At 59.7% G+C, this 21,936-nt stretch carries 15 protein-coding genes and 3 rRNA genes; 6 read left to right on the forward strand and 12 right to left on the reverse strand.

The features are described 5' to 3' along the window. The first annotated feature begins 27 nt into the window (after positions 1 to 27). Positions 28 to 627 (forward strand): DUF624 domain-containing protein, encoded by a 600-nt coding sequence (locus BMOU_RS03075; RefSeq protein WP_034874773.1) that lies wholly within the window; start codon positions 28 to 30, stop codon positions 625 to 627. A 51-nt stretch (positions 628 to 678) separates the two neighbouring features. On the opposite strand, the gene BMOU_RS03080 is transcribed toward BMOU_RS03075, so the two are convergent. After that, positions 679 to 1,521: a carbohydrate ABC transporter permease gene (locus tag BMOU_RS03080; RefSeq protein WP_034874775.1), complete on the reverse strand. Its 843-nt coding sequence runs from the start codon at positions 1,519 to 1,521 to the stop codon at positions 679 to 681. Continuing rightward, positions 1,518 to 2,372 (reverse strand): carbohydrate ABC transporter permease, encoded by an 855-nt coding sequence (locus BMOU_RS03085; RefSeq protein ID WP_034874777.1) that lies wholly within the window; start codon positions 2,370 to 2,372, stop codon positions 1,518 to 1,520. The genes BMOU_RS03080 and BMOU_RS03085 overlap by 4 nt, the downstream gene beginning before the upstream one ends. A gap of 334 nt (positions 2,373 to 2,706) precedes the next feature. Here BMOU_RS03085 and BMOU_RS03090 point away from each other — a divergent pair, with 334 nt between their 5' ends. Further along, positions 2,707 to 3,717 carry a LacI family DNA-binding transcriptional regulator gene (locus BMOU_RS03090; protein WP_034874779.1) on the forward strand — a complete coding sequence of 337 codons (1,011 nt, stop codon included), beginning with the start codon at positions 2,707 to 2,709 and terminating at the stop codon, positions 3,715 to 3,717. Positions 3,718 to 3,943: 226 nt separating this feature from the next. Here the strand turns inward: BMOU_RS03090 and BMOU_RS03095 are convergent, their stop codons facing one another. The 3 genes from BMOU_RS03095 to BMOU_RS03105 all read right to left on the reverse strand — a co-directional run bounded on the left by BMOU_RS03095 (position 3,944) and on the right by BMOU_RS03105 (position 6,520). Next, positions 3,944 to 5,290 (reverse strand): ABC transporter substrate-binding protein, encoded by a 1,347-nt coding sequence (locus tag BMOU_RS03095; protein WP_034874781.1) that lies wholly within the window; start codon positions 5,288 to 5,290, stop codon positions 3,944 to 3,946. Between the two features lie 52 nt (positions 5,291 to 5,342). Next, positions 5,343 to 5,591 carry a hypothetical protein gene (locus tag BMOU_RS11180; RefSeq protein WP_152535078.1) on the reverse strand — a complete coding sequence of 83 codons (249 nt, stop codon included), beginning with the start codon at positions 5,589 to 5,591 and terminating at the stop codon, positions 5,343 to 5,345. A 224-nt stretch (positions 5,592 to 5,815) separates the two neighbouring features. Next, positions 5,816 to 6,520, reverse strand: coding sequence for a histidine phosphatase family protein (locus BMOU_RS03105; protein WP_034874784.1), 705 nt, complete (start codon positions 6,518 to 6,520; stop codon positions 5,816 to 5,818). Between the two features lie 138 nt (positions 6,521 to 6,658). Here BMOU_RS03105 and BMOU_RS03110 point away from each other — a divergent pair, with 138 nt between their 5' ends. After that, on the forward strand, positions 6,659 to 7,027 hold the full coding sequence (locus BMOU_RS03110) for a DUF4235 domain-containing protein (RefSeq protein ID WP_034874786.1): 369 nt from the start codon (positions 6,659 to 6,661) through the stop codon (positions 7,025 to 7,027). 47 nt (positions 7,028 to 7,074) lie between these two features. After that, positions 7,075 to 7,854 (forward strand): nitroreductase family protein, encoded by a 780-nt coding sequence (locus tag BMOU_RS03115; RefSeq protein ID WP_034874788.1) that lies wholly within the window; start codon positions 7,075 to 7,077, stop codon positions 7,852 to 7,854. 170 nt (positions 7,855 to 8,024) lie between these two features. Here BMOU_RS03115 and BMOU_RS03120 read toward each other — a convergent pair whose 3' ends face one another. From BMOU_RS03120 to BMOU_RS03140, 5 genes are all read right to left on the reverse strand, one after another. Then, entirely contained in the window at positions 8,025 to 8,276 is a 252-nt protein-coding gene (locus BMOU_RS03120) for a hypothetical protein (protein WP_034874790.1), read from the reverse strand. Between the two features lie 259 nt (positions 8,277 to 8,535). After that, positions 8,536 to 8,652: ribosomal RNA gene (gene rrf, locus BMOU_RS03125) — 5S ribosomal RNA — on the reverse strand. A 222-nt stretch (positions 8,653 to 8,874) separates the two neighbouring features. After that, a 23S ribosomal RNA gene (locus tag BMOU_RS03130) occupies positions 8,875 to 11,953 on the reverse strand. Positions 11,954 to 12,410: 457 nt separating this feature from the next. Continuing rightward, positions 12,411 to 13,944, reverse strand: a 16S ribosomal RNA gene (locus tag BMOU_RS03135). Together the 16S, 23S and 5S rRNA genes form the textbook arrangement of a ribosomal RNA operon. A gap of 497 nt (positions 13,945 to 14,441) precedes the next feature. Beyond that, positions 14,442 to 16,034 (reverse strand): DNA polymerase III subunit epsilon, encoded by a 1,593-nt coding sequence (locus BMOU_RS03140; protein ID WP_034874792.1) that lies wholly within the window; start codon positions 16,032 to 16,034, stop codon positions 14,442 to 14,444. A gap of 320 nt (positions 16,035 to 16,354) precedes the next feature. On the opposite strand from BMOU_RS03140, the gene BMOU_RS03145 reads away from it, so the two are divergent. Next, positions 16,355 to 17,785, forward strand: coding sequence for a glutamate decarboxylase (locus tag BMOU_RS03145; RefSeq protein ID WP_034874794.1), 1,431 nt, complete (start codon positions 16,355 to 16,357; stop codon positions 17,783 to 17,785). Positions 17,786 to 18,041: 256 nt separating this feature from the next. Beyond that, the gene (locus BMOU_RS03150) at positions 18,042 to 19,637 is read left to right on the forward strand and encodes an amino acid permease (RefSeq protein ID WP_235143676.1); all 1,596 of its coding nucleotides are present in this window, start codon (positions 18,042 to 18,044) and stop codon (positions 19,635 to 19,637) included. A 93-nt stretch (positions 19,638 to 19,730) separates the two neighbouring features. Here BMOU_RS03150 and BMOU_RS03155 read toward each other — a convergent pair whose 3' ends face one another. Together BMOU_RS03155 and glmM are read right to left on the reverse strand one after the other, a co-directional pair. Next, entirely contained in the window at positions 19,731 to 20,387 is a 657-nt protein-coding gene (locus BMOU_RS03155) for a peptide deformylase (RefSeq protein WP_034874796.1), read from the reverse strand. Positions 20,388 to 20,476: 89 nt separating this feature from the next. After that, positions 20,477 to 21,859: a phosphoglucosamine mutase gene (gene glmM, locus BMOU_RS03160; RefSeq protein ID WP_034874798.1), complete on the reverse strand. Its 1,383-nt coding sequence runs from the start codon at positions 21,857 to 21,859 to the stop codon at positions 20,477 to 20,479. Positions 21,860 to 21,936 lie beyond the last annotated feature (77 nt).

The raw sequence follows: 21,936 nt of genomic DNA on the forward strand, positions 1-21,936 counted from the left end.
CCAGACTGTTCGGGTAGACTTGCGTCCATGAGGTTTCTTTCACCCGATTCCGGCTTTATGCGGGGCCTGAGCGACGCCGTCGACGCGATCTGGATCAACATTCTGATGCTGGTCACCAGCATCCCGATCATCACGATAGGCGCGGCGCTGGCGGCCGGCCACGACGCGGCCCGTAAGTCATTGGCCGGCGAGGGTACGGTGACGCGCAATTATTTCGCCGCGTTCCGTTCGAATTTCATCAAGGCGACCGGCTACTGGCTGATCTTCGGCATCACCGGCGCGGTCAGCGTCTACTCGTGGATCGTGCTGCAGATCACACCGCTGCTGATTCCGAAATTCGCGCTGAGCATCGTATGGATCATCGGATTCGAGTGGATCTGGGCGTTGCAGGCGCGTTTTGAGAATTCGTTCCGTCGTACGCTGGGCAACGCGTTCGTTTTCGGCGTGAGCAACATCGGGCACACCTTGGCGCTGGCCGCCATCGATGCGGTGTTCGTGGCGCTGCTGATGGGCAGCTGGTTCTATATGCCGCAGGGCCTGTTTCTGTTGCTGATCCTCGGCTACGGCACCATGATCATGCTGCATGTCCCGATTCTCGAGCATGTGTTCAGGCGGTACATCCATTGACGGAGGCTCCTGCCGGCAGGATCTGTCGGCAGGAGCACGAATCGGCTGGGATCAGCCCTTCACCGCACCCGCCATCACGCCTTTGACGATGTGCTTCTGGCAGACGAGGTAGAACACGATGATCGGAATGATCGCCATGACCAGGCAGGCCATCATCGCGCCCATATCCACCGAACCGTAACCGCCCTTCAGGTACTGGATGGCCACGGAGATGGTCTTGTACTTGCCTAGGTCAAGGGTCAGGTACGGCAGCAGGTAGTCGTTCCAGATCCACATGGCCTGCAGAATCGCGACCGATACGATCGAGGGCTTCATGATGGGCACGACGATCTGGAAGAAGATACGCGGCACGGAGGCGCCGTCGATCATCGCCGATTCCTCCAAGGACTGCGGAATGCCTTTGACCACGCCCGTGAAGATGAACACGGCCAGGCCGGCGCCGAAGCCCAGGTACACGAAGCACAGGCCCCATGGGGTGTTGAGCTTCAACATGTCGGCAAGCTTGGACAGCGTGAACATGACCATCTGGAACGGCACGATCATGTTGAACAGGAACAGCGTGTACAGAAGCTTGGCGGCCCAGTTATTCACACGCACGATCCACCACGCGCACATCGACGTGCACACCAGGATCAATACGACGGAACCGACCGTGATCAGCAGGGTCCATCCAAAGCTCGCGAAGAAATTCGTGGTTTCGACGCCGCGCGTGTAGTTCTCAAGCCCGACGAACGCCTTACCCGTCGGAATGGAGAACGCATTGCGCGAGATATATGCCTTCTGTTTGAAGGAGTTGATGAGCACCAGCACGATCGGGAAGACCCATGCCAGCGAAACGACCGTGAACAGCACGGTCCACAGTCCACCGTGCCTGACCTTGTCTCCGGAGATCATGCCTCCACCTCCCTGGAAGTCGTAAGTTTGTTCTGAATGATCGCGACCACGGCCACCAGGATGAAGAACAGCACGGCCTTGGCCTGGCCGACGCCCTCCCAGCCCATGCGCCCGTAGAACGTGCGCGTGATGTTCATGGCCAGACCCTCCGACATGTTCGACGGAGCGCCGTTGGTCAGCGCAAGATTCTGGTCATACAGCTTGAATCCGTTGGTCACGCACAGGAACGAGCAGACGGTGATCGACGGCATCATCAACGGGATGATGATTTTGAACATGGTCTGCGATCCGGTCGCTCCGTCGACGGCCGCGGCCTCAAGCACATCGGTCGGCAAGGACTGCATACCCGCGATATAGATGATCATCATGTAGCCGATCTGCTGCCAGCACACCAGAATGACCAGGCCCCAGAAACCGTACGTGGCGCTGTATGTCAGTGCACGGCCCCAATGGGCGAGGATGCCGTTGAGCAGCAGCATCCAGATATAGCCCAGAATGATGCCGCCGATCAGGTTCGGCATGAAGAACACGGAACGGAAGATCGTCGAGCCCTTAATGGCCTTGGTAAGCATATATGCGATGGCGAAGGCGGCCACGTTGATCACGATGGTCGTCACGATGGTCAACGCCACGGAGAAGCCGAGCGCATGCAGGAATTCCTTATCCGCAAACGCCTTCTGGTAGTTTTTGAGTCCCACGAACTCCGCGTCGGTAACGGTGGTGAACTTGCAGAAGCTCAAATAGATGCCCATGATGAACGGGATTACGAACCCGATGATGAACGCGGCGAACGTAGGCAATGCGAATAGCGCCCACCATTTCCGTATCGCCTTGCCAGCCATGCTGATCATGCGTGCCTGCTTTCTTCCTCCTTGATCCCGCACCCACGTCAACGTGCCGCGGAATCCCTTTGCAATCATTGGCCCAAGTCGGAACGTCACTGCTCTGTTCGGTCTCGTATCAGGCGCTCACTCGTCATGATAGATGGCATGACACAAAATGTCAAACGTTGTCATTTTTACCTGTCTCCATTGATGGATTCAGCAACGTTGTCATATTGAAAATATCTCCTAATCTATTGCAATTCCAAGGAATATGGGTTACCAGAATTTCTTGCAAACGTTTGTAAAACAACTTTTGCAGAATTTTGCAATACAGTATGCTGAACACTAAAGAGGTCAGTATATGAAAAGCAGTATTCAAGATGTGGCGCAACTCGCGCATGTGTCCATTTCGACGGTTTCGCGTTCGTTCACGCGCCCCGATCTGGTATCGGCAGCCACCCGCGAGAAGGTGATGAAGGCGGCCGACGAGCTGAACTTCTCCATCTCCCGTTCCGCGGCGGCGCTGAAAACCGGCCGTGCATTGCGCATCGCAGTACTGGTCTCCGGCAGACTCAACCTATGGTTCAGCTCATCCGTCGTGGAAGGCCTGAACCAGATCTTCCACGATGAAGGCTACGACATCTCCATCTATCAGATGTCCAGCATCGAGGAACGCCGTGAGTTCTTCGACATGCTGCCGGTCCGCCGTAACGTCGATGCCGTGATCGTCATCTCCTTCGACATCGACAGCAGCGAGATCAAGCAGCTCAAATCCGTGAACGTACCGATCATCGGCATCAACTCGGTCCAGCCGGAAGAACGCGGATTCGACGCGGCCGTACGCATCGACGACAAGCAGGGCTCCGAGCTCGCCGCACGCCATCTGATGACGCTCGGGCACAAGGACATCGCCTACATCCGCACCGACCGCGACGTGACGCTGCACTTCAGCGTGCAAGGCCGCTTCGAATCGTTCATGGCGTGCTGCGAGGCCAACGGCGTCACGCCGCGCGTACTCGTCACCGACGAGGGCAAGAACAACATCAGCAAGGTCGTCACACAGCTGCTGAGCCTCGACCACATGCCGACGGCCATCGCCTGCCAGGAGGACGGCATCGCGGTGCCACTGCTGTTCCAGCTGGAGCGCAACGGCTTCACCGTACCGAACGACATCTCCATCATCGGCTACGACGACAGCATCTACGCACGCGATCTCGGCCTGACCACCGTCCGCCAGACGCCGGTCGAGATGGCGCAGGAAGCCGCGCAGATGACGCTGGACCTCATCGAGAAGCGGCCGCTCGCCGAGCCGTTCAAAACGTTCCCCGCACAGTTGATCGTGCGCTCCACCACCGCACGCCTGCACCGATGAACGATCATCCGCGTGTCCGCTGACATCGCCGCGAAAACGCCAGCGGACACGCACGAAAGCGAAAAGGCCGCCACCACACGTCTGCACGATGTGGTGGCGGCCTTTCATCTTCGCAACCGGCCACGGCCCAGGAGGAAAGGAAGTGCCTGCCGCGGCACGATTGTCAGTCATGCTCGGCTATGATGAACCTGACCGTTCGGTTTCGGCCGGATTCCAATGGCCGGGCTCAGTGGGCCGCATCGTATTCGGTCTTCCAACCATCCACGAATGCGGTCTTGACGGCATTCCAGTCACCGGTACCCTGAGCGTATTCAAGGAGAGCGGAGCCGACCTTGTTCTTCCACTCCTCGGACGGCATCATGGTGAAGTTCCAGGAGACGGCGGTCCTGCCGGAGTTCTGGTCTTCAACCGCGGCCTGGGTCAGGGGGTTGTCGCTCTTAACGTCGCTGAAGGTCTTGAACGGCGTGGTCAGGCCCATGTCGGAGGAAATGGACTCGATGCCGTCATTGTCGGTGATGACCCACTTCAGGAAGTCCTTGGTGGCCTTCTTGTCGGCGTCGGAAGCCTTGTCGTTGATGCACCAGTAGTTTTCGGAACCAGTGGCCAGACCCTGTTTCTCCTCGCCCTTGACGCCGATATAGATCGGAAGCATGCCGAGGGAATCGGCCTTCATGCCGTTCTTGCTCAGGTCGGACCATGCCCAGGTGCCGTTCTGGTAGAAGGCGGCCTCGCCCAGGGAGAATTCGGAGGTGGCGTCATCGCCGGTCTTGGAGCTCAGCTGAGTCGGCTCGGTGGTGGAGTCCTTGAGATACAGGTCGAAGATCTGCTTGTATTGCGGCAGATAGGTGCCCTTGATGGTCTCCGGCTGCTCGGTGACCTTGTCTTCCTTGAACTCGTAATACAGCGGCAGATTGGCCAGATGGGTCTTGAAACGCCAATCGGAGCTGGAATCGAAACCGGCGGAGGTGAAGGCGCCCTTGATGCCAAGCTCGTCCTTCTTGGCCTGCATATCATCGGCGACGGCCTTCAGGGTGTCGAAGTTGTCGATGTCGTCGACGCTCTTGATCTTGGCACCGTCGGTGGCGATGTACTTGTTGAGGATGTCCTTGTTGTAGATGATGCCGTAGGTTTCCATGGCATACGGAACGCCGACGACCTTGTCTCCGTCCTTGAGTGCGACGGACTGGTCGATCAGTTCCTTGTACGGTTCGGTGTCGGACATGTCGGCGGTGTAGGACTTCCAATTCTGGTAGCCGACCGGGCCGTTGACCTGGAACAGGGTCGGGGCTTCGCTCTTGGCGATTTCGGACTTCAGGGTCTGCTCGTAGGTGCCGGATGCGGCGGTCTGAACCTTGACCTCGACGCCGGTCTTCTTGGTGTACTTCTTGGCCAGGGCCTGCCAGGCGTCATTGGCCTCCGGCTTGAAGTTCAAGTAGTAGACCTTGCCTTTGCCGTCACTGGAGCTGGAACCCGAGCCGCACGCGGCAAGCGTGCCGACGGACATTGCTGCAATGGCAATCATGCCTACTGCCGCCTTGATAGTGCGATTCATCATCGAACCTTTCTCTTCCATTCCTGTCTTCCAGACATCCCGCTGGAAACATATCTTTCTCGAAGTTGCGTCTTCACGACTTCGGCATCCACCATTGTGCCGCATTTCTCAGCTTTTTGCAAACGTAAGCAAAATGAGCTTCAGAAATGACGATCTTGCAGTATTGCGGATTTTTTGAAATCTCTTTATTTGCAATACTTTCCCAACGTTGATTACAATGAAAGCGTTTGCGACACACCGTTATCAAAGACCGCTTCATTCTCGTCGGATCCTGCAAAATCAGCTCAACTGAAGGCTTTTTTTCGGCATCGGTGTTCAGCAAAAAGCAAACGAATGCATAATCATGGAAGGCAAATCATCGGGCACCGGGCATGCATCGCGACGTTGGCGACACCCATCGTCCGATAGGTGGCACAACCCGTACGGCATCGTCGATTATGCCGTACGGGTGTACTTACGACGGTCCTCCTCCGCTCCCGACCGCATCGAAGGCGCCCCTCGGGAACGGCACCTGCCGAAGGCGGAAGGAGCGCGCTACCTCAATACCTAGCAGTTCCAGCGCTCTATGACGTTGTCGCCCTTATACTGGCTGAGGATGCAGTAATGCGCAGTGTCGAGCCGTAGCAGACGCGCGAAATGCGGATCGACGCCCAGCCACTGCGAGGTAAGGATGCGCAGAATGTGCGCATGGGCCACCAGCAGCACGTCATGACCGGCGTTCAGCAACGGCAGCACTTGTTCGATGGCATCCCGCGTCCGCGCAGCGACCTCCTCCACCGTCTCGCCCGGACCGTTATGCACCGGGACCTGCTCACCGGACGGCATCGTCTCAATCCAATCGCCTTCCAATCCAGGATTCAACGAGCGAGGCCCATCACGCCACACATCCCACGCAAAACCGCTGGCCTCGCTGACCTGCTGACGCGTGCGGCCTTCGGCGCGACCGTAGTCCCATTCGGCGATTTCGGGCAGGATCTTGTGGTCGCCGTAGCCGGCAAGCGTTGCCGTCTGACGGGCGCGGCGAAGCGGACTCGCGAACATGCAGCCTGCGTCGAAACCATTCGGGAAGGCCGCGCGCAGGCGTTCCCCCGCCTCCTCGGCCTGTAGACGACCGGTCTCGGTCAGCGGAATATCGGTGCGGCCGGTGTGCTGGCCGGATTCGCTCCACACCGTCTGTCCATGGCGTAGCAGCACAAGACGTCCAGGCGCGGCAACGGAAGCATCCTTGCCTCCAAAATGATTTTCAGTCATATCCCTACTCTAGCCGACCTCACCCGCCAACCTTGGCACCCGTCCCACGTGTCTTTGGATCGCAGGTCCATTCCGCCGCCTGCTTCACCCGTCCAAATCGGGCGGAAAACAATCCGATCACGCACTACTATGGAGACCATGAATGAAACACCAGACCTGGAATCCGGCGCAGACCGTGCGGTAGCGGCCCTGCATAAAATCGACGAAAAGGTGAATGCCATGCGCAATCAGAGACTGAACGATCCCGATTCCTTCGGCGACAAGATCTTCAAATTCGTCGTGCCTTCGCTGGCCGGACTGGTATTCGGCAAGATGTTCGAGATGGTGTGGAGGAAAAGCGTCGGCCGCAAGGCGACCCTTCCCGACGGCACCACCGACGCACGCAAGGACACCACGCTCGGCATCGCCTTCGCCGTCATCTCCGCGGCCTTGGGCGCATTGGTCTCGCAACTGTCCGACCGCGGCTCCAAGGCCATCGTCAACCATCGTCACGCCAAGCGCAGGTAACAAATTTTTCCTTGCGCAATCCTACGAAGCGGACGAGAATGGATAGCATGAGCAATCTTCTTCATAATGCCACTGTTGACACTCTGCTGGAGCGTCGTTCCATCCGCAAATTCAAGTCGAAGCCGCTGGGCGACGACGTGATCGAAACCCTCGAAACCGTTGCACAGCATGCGGCAAGCAGCCAGTTCCTCAACGACTGGTCCGCAATCCGCGTAACCGACCCTGCCGCCAAGAAGCGTCTCTCCGAAATCGGCGGCCAGCCGTATATTGCGACCGCACCGCTGCTGTACGTGTTCGTGCTTGATGAGCACCGCAATGCCGCCATCGCCTCCACGAAGGGCGTGGATACCGCTTCCGACGCGTTTACGCTTAACGGTAGCTATCGGTACTCGCAGGCCCAGAACGACGCCGTACTGGCCCTGCATGCGATGGAGACCGCCGCATATTCGCTCGGTCTCGGTTGCGTGATTCTCGGCTCACTGCTGAACGATGTTCCGGCGCTGATCGATCTGCTGAATCTGCCGGAATACACCTATCCCGTATTGGGCCTTGCGATTGGCAAGCCGGATCAGGAACCCGCGGTCAAGCCGCGTATGCCGCGGTCGATGCAATTCTTTGAGAACGAGTATCCGGATAGCGACGAGACCGTGCTGTCCGGCTTGGCCGGGTTCGATGAGGCGGTGCATCAGTATTACGATTTGCGCAACGCCGACCGTCCGGTCGATGCCTTCAGTGATCAGATCGCATCCAATGCGGTCGATGAAGGTGTGAACGGCAAGACCGTGGCTCCGAACGCCAAACGTCAGGGTTTCCGCTTGGATCGCTAGTCTCGCTGCTCAAGCCTTCGGGACTGCATCCCTATCTTCATACCACGATCATGATTGCCCCGTCCGGTTGATCCGTCGGACGGGGCAAATGTTTTTACGACTGATCGGCTATGCGCTCTTCATGCCAGGGATTCATGGGCGGGGATTGCGCTGAGATTGGATTCGAGCGGCTATTTTCTGCGGGGCTTATAGCCTTTCTTGCGGGAATGGGGCTTGAGCTGTTGATTGAACGGCACATATGCGTAGCTGGATTGTGGATTGCGATGCGTCAGATGCCATGTTCCACAGAATTCGCAACGGTACACCCACAACTCAGTGCCGCGTTCACGCCAGCTTTGGTCGGCGGCTTGCTGAGCCGTTGCCTTGTCGTGATACATGATCTTATTCGACTCAGTGCAACGTTTGGGTACGAAATAGTGCATAAGCATTCAGTGTATCTATGTGTTCGGATGTGCCGGCCCACAGGCCGGGGTGTTCCCCCATCGGTGGGCAGCGGGTGGGGTCGTGCGGGACACCGGAAAGGAAGGAGGGCAAAAGGCCACGCAAACACGCACAAGACCCCCTCCCCGGGAGCCCGCCGAAGGCCCCGGGGCCGGAGGGCAAGGGGCCGCCGACAACGAAAAGGGACCCCTTCCCCGGGAGCCCGACAGGCTCGACCGGGGAAGGGGTCCCAACGGTTGGATGCGGCGGCGCGTTACTCTCCCACACCCTCCCGGGTGCAGTACCATCACCGTGCCAGGCCTTAGCTTCCGGGTTCGGAAAGGGACCGGGCGTCACACCTGGGCCATGGCCACCGCAAGACCAAAAACAACGGAACAGGAAACCATCACGGAAACCGTTCCGGCATACGCTCCAACCCCGCACGGGACTGGAACCCGTGGCGGTTTGGGAACCGGCTAGTAGACGCGAGGCAAAGCCCATCGTTTTATCGTATTCGTGACCAATTCCGGCGCTATTGTCGCCTGGAACGATCCCGCAGCAGGAAAGACGCGGACCCGACCCAACCACAGGGGTCGGGACGTTATGTCGCCATCGCCCGTTAGTACCGGTCGGCTCCACCCCTCGCGGGGCTTCCACCTCCGGCCTATCAAACACGTGTTCCACATGCGGGCTACAACAGTTCAGGACTGTAAGGAATCCTAATCTCGGAGCAGGCTTCCCGCTTAGATGCTTTCAGCGGTTATCCCTCCCGAACGTGGCCAACCGGCCGTGCCGCTGGCGCGACAACCGGCAAACCAGAGGTTCGTCCACCCAGGTCCTCTCGTACTATGGGCAGGCCTCCCCAGGATTCCAACGAGCGCAGAGGATAGAGACCAAACTGTCTCACGACGTTCTGAACCCAGCTCGCGTGCCGCTTTAATCGGCGAACAGCCGAACCCTTGGGACCTGCTCCAGCCCCAGGATGCGACGAGCCGACATCGAGGTGCCAAACCATCCCGTCGATATGGACTCTTGGGAATGATCAGCCTGTTATCCCCGGGGTACCTTTTATCCGTTGAGCGATGCCGCGCCCGTGCGCCGGCACCGGATCACTATCTCCGACTTTCGTCCCTGCCCGGACCGTCGTCCTCGCAGTCAAGCCCGCTTGTGCGATTGCACTCGACACCCGATTGCCAACCGGGCTGAGCGGACCTTTGAGCGCCTCCGTTACTCTTTGGGAGGCAACCGCCCCAGTTAAACTACCCGCCAGGCACTGTCCCTGAACGGGATGACCGTTCGAGGTGAGACGTCAAACGAGAACAGAGCGGTATTTCACCTTGCGGCTCCACACGGGCTGGCGCCCGCGCTTCGAAGCCTCCCGCCTATGCTACACAATCCGCGACTGACGCCAATACCAAGGTATAGTAAAGGTCCCGGGGTCTTTTCGTCCTTCTGCGCTTAACGAGCATCTTTACTCGTACTGCAATTTCGCCGAGCTCCTGGTCGAGACAGCGGGGAAGTCGTTACGCCATTCGTGCAGGTCGGAACTTACCCGACAAGGAATTTCGCTACCTTAGGATGGTTATAGTTACCACCGCCGTTTACCGGGGCTTGAATTCACCGCTTCACCCCCAAGGGGGCTGACGGATCCTCTTAACCTTCCGGCACCGGGCAGGCGTCAGTGCATATACAGCGGCTTACGCCTTCGCATGCACCTGTGTTTTTGGTAAACAGTCGCTACCCCCTGGTCTGTGCCACCCCCACACGCTCCCGGAGCATGTCCGTTCACCCGCGGGGGTCTCCCTTATGCCGAAGGCACGGGAGCGGTTTGCCGAGTTCCTTGACCAGGATTCGCTCGATCGCCTTGGTATTCTCTACCTGACCACCAGTGTCGGTTTGGGGTACGGGCGGCAACGCGCCTGACGCCGAGGCTTTTCTCGACGGCCTGGACCACCGGATATCGGCCCGCAACGGGCCCCATCATCGCACCTCGCGCCCATGCACCACGGATTTGCCTATGATGCGCGCTGCGTGCTTGACCACGGAAAACCACCTCCGCGGCCGGCTCCCATTCCGTGTCACCCCTGCGCTCACCTACTGCGGCTGCGCCCCCAACGGGAACCCCGGCACGCGCCCCCGAAGGAACGCACGCCCGGAAACCCGGAGGTCGGCACCCACCGTCTCGGTCCTGTCGGTTCGCTGCCGGTACGGGAATATCCACCCGTTCATCCATTCGACTACGCCTGTCGGCCTCGCCTTAGGACCCGACTCACCCGGGGACGACGAACGTGGCCCCGGAACCCTTGGTCATCCGGCGGACGGGATCCTCACCCGTCTTCCGCTACTCATGTCTGCATTCTCACTCCCCTGAAGTCCACGGCACGGTCACCCGGCCGCTTCGCCCCTCAGGGGACGCTCTCCTACCCGGCACGCGCAAACGCGTGCCGCCGCGTCTTCGGTGGTGTGCTTGAGCCCCGCTACATTGTCGGCGCGGGACCACTAGACCAGTGAGCTGTTACGCACTCTTTCAAGGATGGCTGCTTCTGAGCCAACCTCCTGGCTGTCTATGCGGCCCCACATCCTTTCCCACTTAGCACACGCTTCGGGACCTTGGACGACGGTCTGGGCTGTCTCCCTCTCGACGACGGAGCTTATCCCCCGCCGACTCACTGCCGGCATACACATCGACGGTATTCGGAGTTCGGCTGCTGTTGGTACCCCACAAGGGCCCGCAAGCATCCGGTAGCTCTACCCCCGCGATGCAATAAGCCGACGCTGCACCCAAATGCATTTCGGAGAGAACCAGCTATCACGGAATTTGATTGGCCTTTCACCCCTAGCCCCAGGTCATCCCCCCGGTTTTCAACCCAGGTGGGTTCGGTCCTCCACGCGGTCTTACCCGCGCTTCAACCTGCCCAGGGCTAGATCATCCCGCTTCGGGTCCAGGACACGCGACTGAAAAACGCCCTATTCGGACTCGCCTTCGCTACGGCTGCCCCACCACGGGTTAGCCTCGCCACGCACCACTGACTCGCAGACTCATTTTTCGATAGGCACGCCGTCACCCCACAAAAGGGCTCCGACGGATTGTAGGCGCACGGTTTCAGGAACTCTTTCACTCCCCTCCCGGGGTGCTTTTCACCTTTCCCTCACGGTACTGGTACGCTATCGGTCAGACAGGTATGCTTAGACTTACGCCACGGTCGGCGCCGATTCACGCGGGATTCCACGAGGCCCGCGCTACTTGGGACACGCGATCGGGAGACGGCAAGCGTCCAGGTACGGGGCTGGCACCCTCTACGGCCAGGCCTTCAAGCCTGTTCCCCTGGCTAGCCGCTTTATGACTCCCGCCCGGCCCGTCGGGGCCGGGACACACGCTCCCGCAACCCCGGCCACGCAACCCCCGACGGGTATCGCGCGCGGCCGGTTTGGTCTGATCCGCTTTCGCTCGCCACTACTCACGGAGTATCCCTTCCTGCAGGTACTGAGATGTTTCACTTCCCTGCGTACCCCCCGCAACAAATGCGGTGCCGGCCCATGACGGCCGGCGGGTTGCCCCATTCGGAAATCCTCGGATCGAAGCCATGCTGGAGGCTCCCCGAGGCTTATCGCATCCTCAAACGTCCTTCGTCGGTACTGTCTGCCAAGGCATCCACCATACGCCCTTGCAAGCGACACAACGGCACCACGGCCATCGCCCCGCCCGCGGGTCTCCTGATAGCAGGATCGCCAGACGACAAATCATCACACTCAAAATGATCACAAAACGATCGATCTCGAAACCAAACTCGAAAAAAGAAGAGTTTGGCGAAATCGCGATAAGCAAAGAGAAACACCAGGTTTCCCTTGCTCGCGTCCACTATCCAGTTCTCAAACCACCACGCGCCACCACTGTCACCCGACGTCCGAACGACGTCCAGGCCACCCATGATGGGCATCGAACCGCACCACAATCCAAGACTGTGGGGTGGCGGTCCGGGAACCCAAAAGCACACCCATACCACCCCCGCCACCCCGCAGGGGGACGGCAGGCCAGACGATCTCTTCCACACCAGCATCCCCACACGAAACCGTGGAACCATTCCACGCGCATGGGGCACACACCGGACACGAACCGTGCCCTGAATTCTCCGTAGAAAGGAGGTGATCCAGCCGCACCTTCCGGTACGGCTACCTTGTTACGACTTAGTCCCAATCACGAGCCTCACCTTAGACGGCTCCACCCCCAAAAGGGGTTAGGCCACCGGCTTCGGGTGCTGCCCACTTTCATGACTTGACGGGCGGTGTGTACAAGGCCCGGGAACGCATTCACCGCGGCGTTGCTGATCCGCGATTACTAGCGACTCCGCCTTCATGGAGTCGGGTTGCAGACTCCAATCCGAACTGAGACCGGTTTTCAGGGATCCGCTCCATGTCGCCATGTCGCATCCCGCTGTACCGGCCATTGTAGCATGCGTGAAGCCCTGGACGTAAGGGGCATGATGATCTGACGTCATCCCCACCTTCCTCCGAGTTGACCCCGGCGGTCCCCCGTGAGTTCCCACCACGACGTGCTGGCAACACAGGGCGAGGGTTGCGCTCGTTGCGGGACTTAACCCAACATCTCACGACACGAGCTGACGACGACCATGCACCACCTGTGAACCCGCCCCGAAGGGAAGACCCGTCTCCGGATCGGTCGGGAACATGTCAAGCCCAGGTAAGGTTCTTCGCGTTGCATCGAATTAATCCGCATGCTCCGCCGCTTGTGCGGGCCCCCGTCAATTTCTTTGAGTTTTAGCCTTGCGGCCGTACTCCCCAGGCGGGATGCTTAACGCGTTAGCTCCGACACGGAACCCGTGGAACGGGCCCCACATCCAGCATCCACCGTTTACGGCGTGGACTACCAGGGTATCTAATCCTGTTCGCTCCCCACGCTTTCGCTCCTCAGCGTCAGTGACGGCCCAGAGACCTGCCTTCGCCATTGGTGTTCTTCCCGATATCTACACATTCCACCGTTACACCGGGAATTCCAGTCTCCCCTACCGCACTCCAGCCCGCCCGTACCCGGCGCAGACCCACCGTTAAGCGATGGGCTTTCACACCGGACGCGACGAACCGCCTACGAGCCCTTTACGCCCAATAATTCCGGATAACGCTTGCACCCTACGTATTACCGCGGCTGCTGGCACGTAGTTAGCCGGTGCTTATTCGAAGGGTACACTCACCGGACAAGCCGGCTTGCTCCCGATCAAAAGCGGTTTACAACCCGAAGGCCTCCATCCCGCACGCGGCGTCGCTGCATCAGGCTTGCGCCCATTGTGCAATATTCCCCACTGCTGCCTCCCGTAGGAGTCTGGGCCGTATCTCAGTCCCAATGTGGCCGGTCGCCCTCTCAGGCCGGCTACCCGTCGTAGGCTCGGTGGGCCGTCACCCCGCCGACTACCTGATAGGACGCGACCCCATCCCATACCGATGAAATCTTTCCCGGCCCACCATGCGATGGGCCGGAGCATCCGGCATTACCACCCGTTTCCAGGAGCTATTCCGGTGTATGGGGCAGGTCGGTCACGCATTACTCACCCGTTCGCCACTCTCACCCGGGAGCGAACCCCCGGGATCCCGTTCGACTTGCATGTGTTAAGCACGCCGCCAGCGTTCATCCTGAGCCAGAATCGAACCCTCCACAAAAAACCTTCATGAAGAGAACCAAACAATGACCCTCAAAAACAAAGAAAATCGACATCGCCTTATCAGGAAAGGCGCATCGCACGAAAACCCCGTCCCGTTCGACCGGTCTCCCGGCACCCGCGCAACGCGCGGGCCGTAGGACGGACTGGCAATCATTTGACCATAAAGAAGTAGTACAGATACGCTCTTGAGTTCTCAAACCACCACCGCACCAGCAGACCGCCCCGAACCATGGGAGCCGGGCCGCCGTGCTGAGCAGCAAGAGACAAACATACACGGGAACCCGCACCCACGCAACCCAGCAGGCGCGAAAAGGCCCAAAACCGTTGCGAACACACGACTTTACCGGCGTGTCGCAAACCACCCTGCACGGCCGACATCACCGCCGGAATCCCATGAAACAGCAATCGCACTGCACGAAACCGAATCCCCAACGGCGTGTCGTCACCGCAATCGGGCGCTACCTGCGAGGAACGTCACGCAGGTGGGCGTCCGCTCTACCAGCGACGTCCGCAATGCTTGCCGCCGAGGCCTGATCTGCCGTCCGCTCCCCAAGGACCGCGCCCTTCGGCGCGGAGCATCGCGAGATGATGCTTCATCGCAACCAGCATGATATGGGCGTCTTCCAAGCCAAGGTGACGTTCCGAGTTCGAGGAATCCAAGGCACCCTGACGTTTAGCGTAGGATTCCAACGTATTGTCGCCATACGGATGCTTGTCGTCGGGAATCGAACCATCATCCCACCGGCGGCTCATCGGCAACGTATCGATGATCGTAATATTGCCGGCACGGTAGCTTTCCGCATATCCGGCGACATTCAACATGAAGAAGCCATGCTCGAAACGGGCGTTGTGCGCCACATACGGCTGCTGTTCCAGGCGTTGCAGCAATCCGATCTGAGCCGCCGGCCACTCGTCGAACAGACGGAATCCCTCGGCACGGGTACGAACATCGATGCCGGTGAGTCCAAGAATCAGGTCGTTGCCGATAGCGGCGTTCTCAGACGTGACGCCAAAAGACAGACGGGCCTGGCCGTAGGCGTTTCCGGCCGCGTATGAACTCTGCTCGTACCGGTATTCGGCCGGGGCATCGGCAGGACGCGACGAAATCATGTTCATGAACTCGAACCCGACATCGATGATGTACGTACGAGCCGGATCGGTGCCCGTGGTCTCGATATCGATGCCCATCACGTCGTCGACATCCCGGCCGGGAAGGTAGGCGTCCCGCCAATCCGGCTTTCCGTAATCGTCGAGACGACGCGCCTTCTCCGACCGATTCACACGACCGGCCGAGGAGCCCGAATCATCGTCGAACAATGTGGAACCGCCGGGACTGGTCACGCCGCTCAGGTTTGCGCGCGACATGGCGTAGCGGCCGGAGCGCTCCTGCTCACGTGTGGCCTTGCGTCGGGCCGCACGACCGTTGACTATCTCGGCGGTACGATCCTGAATGTCGTCCAGTTGAATGACGGACTCCGAAGTCTCGACGGATGCCGATCGGTCACCGTTCGCGGCATCGGCAACGGGCGCGGCATCCACTGCGTCCGTGGCTCGTATATACGGATGCAGCACCGGCACGGTAACGCGTTCACGACGTTCTTCCGTGACCGTCCACAGATGCATCAGCACACCGATCTCACGCAGGACGGCGATCTCGTCACACAGACGACGATTCGCATACGCAAACGCGCGCGGTAAACGATAGGAGGCGATCAGACGGTCGAAATCCGTCATGAACGTCGTATTGCATTGCGCAAGAATCGACTCAAGCCGATCGCGAATCGCAAGATCGCGTTGCAGCAGATCGTGCAGTTGACGTGCCGAAGGCGACGGAATGGACCGTTCAGCCACGCAAGCCTCGGCCACGGAGGATTCGGCCGCAGAGGAACGCAGGTATTGCAGCATCGCCAGCAAATCAATATGCTGCGTCGCCGCGGCACCGATGCCGTGCTCCATATCGAGTGAGGCGACCCATCGCCAGTCAATCGACTGATTGTCGGCGTTCTTCGGCATCATCGCCGACCACTGATCGATGTCGTTCCTGGCCTCGGACAGCCAGGAACGGCCCGTCTGCACTGCTTCGTTCATATCTCGAATCGTAGCCGAACGACGGACGATTTCACCCAGCCGACACCGTACGGCCGAAGCACGAATGGATTCTCCCACCGCTCTCTGCTCACGGCGGACACGCCTCATGCCAGCGAAGAGGCAACGGAACAGAATGGCGCAACTACGCGGCTTGCCTCATATATCGCATATATCGCACATGCGTATGAGCACGGCTCGAGAGCGTGATCTGGATTCCCCGGTAGTGAATATTGGTGGTTTTCACAGGAAAATTGAAGATTCGCCGCTCTACGTTGGCATCGGAGCGCAGAGAGCGTTCCGGATGATGAAAGGAAGTCGCAATGTCAATAGCACATTCCAGCATCAATACCATCGCAGCAGGTTACGGCTATTCCGGCGGAGCCGATTCCGACAGCGTGGAGGTCAATCCGCTGTTCGCCCGCCCGAAGGAAGCCAAGGCCTTCTCGAAGTTCAAGATTCCGCAGGAAGGCAGCCTTCCGGAGACCGCCTACCAAGTGGTGCACGACGATGCGATGCTCGACGGCAACGCACGTCTGAACCTTGCGACCTTCGTGAGCACTTGGATGGACGATTATGCGAACCGCCTGTATATGGAGGCGGCCGACAAGAACATGATCGACAAGGATGAGTACCCGAAGACCGCCGAAGTCGAATCCCGTTGCTGGCATATGCTCGCCGATCTATGGCATGCACCTGATCCGATGAACACCATCGGCACCTCTACCATCGGTTCCTCCGAGGCTTGCATGCTGGGTGGCCTGGCCCTGAAGCGCCGTTGGAAGGAAGCGCGCGAAAAGGCCGGCCTGCCGACCGATCGGCCGAATCTGGTGATGAGCAGCGCCGTGCAGGTGTGCTGGGAAAAGTTCTGCAACTACTTCGATGTGGAACCGCGCTACGTGCCGATCTCCGAAGAGCACAAGGTGCTCGACGGCTATGACCTCGACAAGTACGTCGATGAGAACACCATCGGCGTGGTGGCCATCATGGGCGTGACCTACACGGGCATGTACGAGCCGGTCAAGAAGATCTCCGACGCGCTGGACCGCATCGAGGAACGCACCGGACTCGACGTGCGCATCCACGTGGATGCCGCTTCGGGCGGTATGATCGCGCCGTTCATCCAGCCTGATCTTCAGTGGGACTTCCGTGTCAAGCGTGTGTACTCCATCAGTACCTCCGGCCATAAGTACGGTCTGGTCTACCCGGGCCTGGGCTGGGTCGTATGGCGTGAGACCGCCGACCTGCCGGAAAGCCTGATCTTCAAGGTGAGCTATCTGGGCGGCGAAATGCCGACCTTCGCGCTGAACTTCTCTCGTCCGGGCGCTCAGGTGCTGCTGCAGTACTACATGTTCCTGCGTTTGGGCTTCGAAGGCTACCGCCGCGTACAGCAGGCCGCGCACGATGTGGCGAAGTATCTGTCGGGCGAAATCGCCAAGATGGATGACTTCACTCTGTGGAACGACGGTTCCGACATTCCGGTATTCGCTTGGATGCTCAAGGACAAGCCGGATCGCAAGTGGAACCTCTATGATCTGCAGGATCGTCTGCGCATGAAGGGCTGGCTGGTGCCGGCCTACCCGATGCCGGTGGACCTGACGCAGGTGACCGTACAGCGCATCGTGGTGCGCAACGGCTTCAGCCGCGACATGGCCGAGGCATTCATGAAGGATCTGAAGGCCTGCGTGAAGTATCTGGATGGTCTGAAGGCCCCGATGCCGAGTGAGGCACGGGTCTCCGGATTCCATCACTGAGTTACCGACGATTACCATCCTCCGTCGCTCCTATGCGTGGCACCTCACGCCAGCGGGAGGTAAGGGGAAATTCCGTCTGCCTTAGCGTATCGCTCCATCAGCGGGAAAAGAGGCTTCGCCCGCCCCAACGGCGTCTCCCGTCAGGGAGAACAAGGGCGAAGCCTCGCCTGCCTTGGTGGATACCGTCTGCTGGCGGAGGGTGGGGAGGAAATCATGTTTGTTCCTACAACGATTATGTTTATGAAAGCTGGCTGCAATGACAGTTCATGCAAAGAAACCGCTTGCCGTGATAGCGCACAATGCGAGTGCGGCGGCGCATCCAGGATTCGCACGTTCCGGAGCGGGCGCGGTCACGAGACCGTCCAAGTCGCCTGCCGGTGCAGGCAACCACGCGCATACGGGCGCACATGCACATGCCGGGGCGAGTAGCAAAGCCCTGATGTCGGTCGGCCAGCTGGCCATGCTGACCGTGGTGGCGGTGGCTTCACTGCGTTCCCTGCCGGCCATGGCCGATTATGGTCTGGCCTCCATACTGCTGTACCTGATTCCGGCCGTGTTCTTCCTGGTGCCGGCTGCATTGGTCGCGGCCGAACTGGCCACGGGCTGGAAGGGCGGCGTGTATGTGTGGGTGCGTGAGGCATTCGGCAATCGTTTCGGATTCCTTGCCATCTGGCTGCAGTGGGTTCAGAACGTGGTGTGGTATCCGATTCAGATCGCCTTCATCGCGGTAAGCCTCTCGTATGTGTTCGGTGCCGGAAATCTGGGCAATAACGGCGTGTACGTTGCCGCAGTGATCATCGTGCTGTATTGGATCAGTACGATGGTGGCTTTGCGTGGCGGCAATCTATTCGCCAAGGTCGGCTCGGTCTCCGGACTGATCGGCACCCTGTTCCCGGCCCTGCTGCTGATTGTGTTCGGTGCGGTCTGGCTGGGCATCGGCGAGCCGGTGCATACTTCCATGCATGCTTCCGCACTGCTGCCGCCGTGGACCGGCATCGCGTCGATCGTGCTCATCGTCTCCAATGTGCTGGCCTATGCAGGCATGGAGGTCAACGCCGTGCACGCCAACGACATGAAGAACCCGGGTCATCAGTTCCCGCGCGCCATCGCACTGGCCACCGCGCTGATCCTGCTCGTGTTCATCCTGCCGACCCTGGCCATCGCCTTCGCCGTGCCGCATGATGAGCTCGGTCTGATCGATGGCATCAATCTGGCGTTCAAGGAGTTCTTCGATCACTTCGGCATGAGCTGGGGCACTCCGATCATTTCGCTGCTGATCGCGCTTGGTGCGTTCGCTTCCGTCGTGACCTGGATTGCAGGACCTTCACGTGGTCTGCTGGCGGCCGCACGTACCGGTCTGATGCCGCCGATGCTGCAGAAGCGCAACGCCCGCGGCGTTCAGGAGGGCATCCTGATTCCGCAGGGTGTGATCGTGACCGTGCTGGCACTGCTGTTCGTGCTGATCCCGAACGGCAACACCGCCTTCGCGACGCTGGTCGATATGGCCACCGCACTGTACCTGGGGATGTACATGCTGATGTTCGCCTCCGCGATCCGGCTGCGCAAGACCCATCCTGAGGTCAAGCGCACGTACCGTGTGCCGGCGATTCGACTGATCGCAGGCGTCGGCTTCATCGCCTCCGCCGCGGCCTTCGTGCTGACGTTCGTGCGTCCTGCCGGATTCACCGGCCTGAGCACCACGGCCTACGCGGTGCTGGTAGCCGTGGTCGTAGTGGTGCTTGGCGTGCCGCCGCTGATCCTGTATGCGATGCGCAAGTCGAACTGGGATATGCGTTCGACCGAGGAAAAGAACGCCGATGCAAAGGCGATACTGGTGAATCCGGAGGGATAGTCTCCGTGACACCTTCTTCGTCGGAAGAATGATCTGATATACGAACAAGCGGCTGTTCCCTTCACAGGGAGCAGCCGCTTGTTCGTATATCGTTTACAGATCGAAGCCGAGTTCGGCGGCGGCTTCGGTCGGTACCGGGTCCTCACACCAGAAATCCTCAAGATTCTCATTGGTGGTCAGGCTCCGGATCTCCGCCTTATCGATATACAGCTCGCCGCTGAGATGGTCGGTTTCATGTTGGAAGATGCGAGCCGGCCAGCCGTGCAGATGCTCCTCATGCTTGTTGCCATCCTCATCCTGCCATCGGGCGGTGATGTCAAGCCAACGCTTGCGCACCGCCTGATAGCCGTCGAAGCTCAGGCAACCCTCGTAGAAGCTGCGCGTTTCCGTGCCGATCGGCTCATAGCTGGGATTGATGATCACATGGAACGGGAATTCCGCCGCTTCACGCGGATCGCCGTCGTCATCCTCACGCACATGGTCTTCCAATACGGCCAAGGCAAGGCCCAGACCGATCTGCGTGGCCGCAAGGCCCACGCCAGGCGCCTCCAGCATGGTGACGCGCATGGTATCGATGAGCTTGTCGAGCGTCTTACGGCTCAGCTGTCCCTCGTAGGCTGCGGTCTGCTGGCGCAGCACCGGTTCGCCGGCCTGCACGATCGGCAGCAGCTTTTCCTTGCCGCCGGATTTAATGAGCTTTTCGACCTCACGGTTGAGTTCGAGATTCACTTTTGCATTACGTCCAAACATGTTTTCTCCGTTTTCCTTCACGGCACACTTCTCCCCACGTCATGCCCGCGGCATGACACCTCCCTCATCTGAGGGAGGGAAAAGGGAGGCTACAGGGCGAGCTCGTCGGCGACGACCTTGGCGAGACGTTCGCACACTTCGTCGGCCTGCTGCTGGGTTTCGGCCTCGGCCATGACACGCACGAGCGGCTCGGTGCCGGACGGGCGCAACAGCACACGGCCGGTATCCCCCAGCATCTTCTCCTCGCGTGCGACGGCGGCCTGCACCTTGGCATTGGTCTTGGCGGCCAACTTGTCGACATTCGGCACATTGATGAGCTGCTGCGGCAACTGCGGGAAGTCGGCGGCGAGCTCCTTGAGGCTCTTGCCGGACTGCACCACCTCGTTGCACAGGGTCAGTGCGGTCAGGGTGCCGTCGCCGGTGGTGGCGAATTCACGGTTGATGACGTGGCCGGATTGTTCGCCGCCGAGCGAATAGTCGCCACGCAGCATCTCTTCAAGTACGTAACGGTCGCCAACGTTGGTCTGCACGGTTTTGATGCCCATGGAGCGCAGGGCGAGCTTAAGCCCCAGATTGCTCATCACGGTCACCACAAGGGTATCGTGGCTGAGCTTGCCGGCATTCTTCTTGGCACGGGCCAGAATGCCCATGATCTGATCGCCGTTGACCATGTTGCCGTCCTCATCCACGGCCAGGCAGCGATCGGCGTCACCGTCGAAGGCCACGCCCATGGCGGCGTCGGAGGCCTTGACCATGGCCTGCAGTTGCTCCGGGTGGGTGGAACCGGCATTCTTGTTGATGTTGTAGCCGTCCGGCGAGGCGTTGATCACAATCACATCGGCACCTGCGCGACGCAAGGCCTCGGGAGCGACCACGGACGTGGCGCCATTGGCGCAGTCGGCCACGATCTTCAGGCCCTTAAGCGGTTTCGGCTGGGACTTGTCAGGACCGACCGGTGCGATGGTGGAGACCAGATGGTCGATATACAGGTTGGTCGCGGTGGCGGTGTCGTGGCTTACACGGCCCACACCGGCACCGGTCGGGCGTTCCCAATCCTGACCGAGTACGGCTTCGATTTCGTCTTCCTTGGTGTCGGGCAGTTTGAAACCGCCGCGAGCGAAGAATTTGATGCCGTTGTCGGGCATCGGATTGTGGGAGGCGGAAATCACGGCGCCCATTTCGACATTCAGCACGGAAGTCAGATAGGCGACGCCAGGGGTCGGAATGATGCCGGCATCAATCACGTCGAAACCGCCAGCGGACATGCCCGCCGACAGCGCTGCGGCAAGGAAATCACCGGAAACTCGCGTATCACGGCCAACCAGCGCACGGCGACGGCCTTCGAACTCGCCCCTGTCGCCGTTATCTCCCAGCACGCGCACCGCGGCATCGCCCAAGTCGAGCGCCAGCTGTGCGGTCAGGTCCCTGTTTGCCAATCCTCGAACGCCGTCGGTTCCGAACATACGTGGCATGAGTCTCAAGTCCTCGCTATCTGAAGTTGCCTTTTCCTTGCACTATCGTACTCACCTCGCACCACCACGGCGCCGAT

This window comes from Bifidobacterium moukalabense DSM 27321, assembly GCF_000522505.1.
Taxonomy (GTDB): Bacteria; Actinomycetota; Actinomycetes; order Actinomycetales; family Bifidobacteriaceae; genus Bifidobacterium; species Bifidobacterium moukalabense.

Excerpts from the sequence above, each read along its gene's own strand:
- BMOU_RS03075 (WP_034874773.1), top strand. The coding sequence starts at position 28 with ATGAGGTTTCTTTCACCCGATTCCGGCTTTATGCGGGGCCTGAGCGAC.
- BMOU_RS03080 (WP_034874775.1), bottom strand. The coding sequence starts at position 1,521 with ATGATCTCCGGAGACAAGGTCAGGCACGGTGGACTGTGGACCGTGCTG.
- BMOU_RS03085 (WP_034874777.1), bottom strand. The coding sequence starts at position 2,372 with ATGATCAGCATGGCTGGCAAGGCGATACGGAAATGGTGGGCGCTATTC.
- BMOU_RS03090 (WP_034874779.1), top strand. The coding sequence starts at position 2,707 with ATGAAAAGCAGTATTCAAGATGTGGCGCAACTCGCGCATGTGTCCATT.
- BMOU_RS03095 (WP_034874781.1), bottom strand. The coding sequence starts at position 5,290 with ATGGAAGAGAAAGGTTCGATGATGAATCGCACTATCAAGGCGGCAGTA.
- BMOU_RS03105 (WP_034874784.1), bottom strand. The coding sequence starts at position 6,520 with ATGACTGAAAATCATTTTGGAGGCAAGGATGCTTCCGTTGCCGCGCCT.
- BMOU_RS03110 (WP_034874786.1), top strand. The coding sequence starts at position 6,659 with ATGAATGAAACACCAGACCTGGAATCCGGCGCAGACCGTGCGGTAGCG.
- BMOU_RS03115 (WP_034874788.1), top strand. The coding sequence starts at position 7,075 with ATGAGCAATCTTCTTCATAATGCCACTGTTGACACTCTGCTGGAGCGT.
- BMOU_RS03120 (WP_034874790.1), bottom strand. The coding sequence starts at position 8,276 with ATGCACTATTTCGTACCCAAACGTTGCACTGAGTCGAATAAGATCATG.
- BMOU_RS03140 (WP_034874792.1), bottom strand. The coding sequence starts at position 16,034 with ATGAACGAAGCAGTGCAGACGGGCCGTTCCTGGCTGTCCGAGGCCAGG.
- BMOU_RS03145 (WP_034874794.1), top strand. The coding sequence starts at position 16,355 with ATGTCAATAGCACATTCCAGCATCAATACCATCGCAGCAGGTTACGGC.
- BMOU_RS03150 (WP_235143676.1), top strand. The coding sequence starts at position 18,042 with ATGACAGTTCATGCAAAGAAACCGCTTGCCGTGATAGCGCACAATGCG.
- BMOU_RS03155 (WP_034874796.1), bottom strand. The coding sequence starts at position 20,387 with ATGTTTGGACGTAATGCAAAAGTGAATCTCGAACTCAACCGTGAGGTC.
- glmM (WP_034874798.1), bottom strand. The coding sequence starts at position 21,859 with ATGCCACGTATGTTCGGAACCGACGGCGTTCGAGGATTGGCAAACAGG.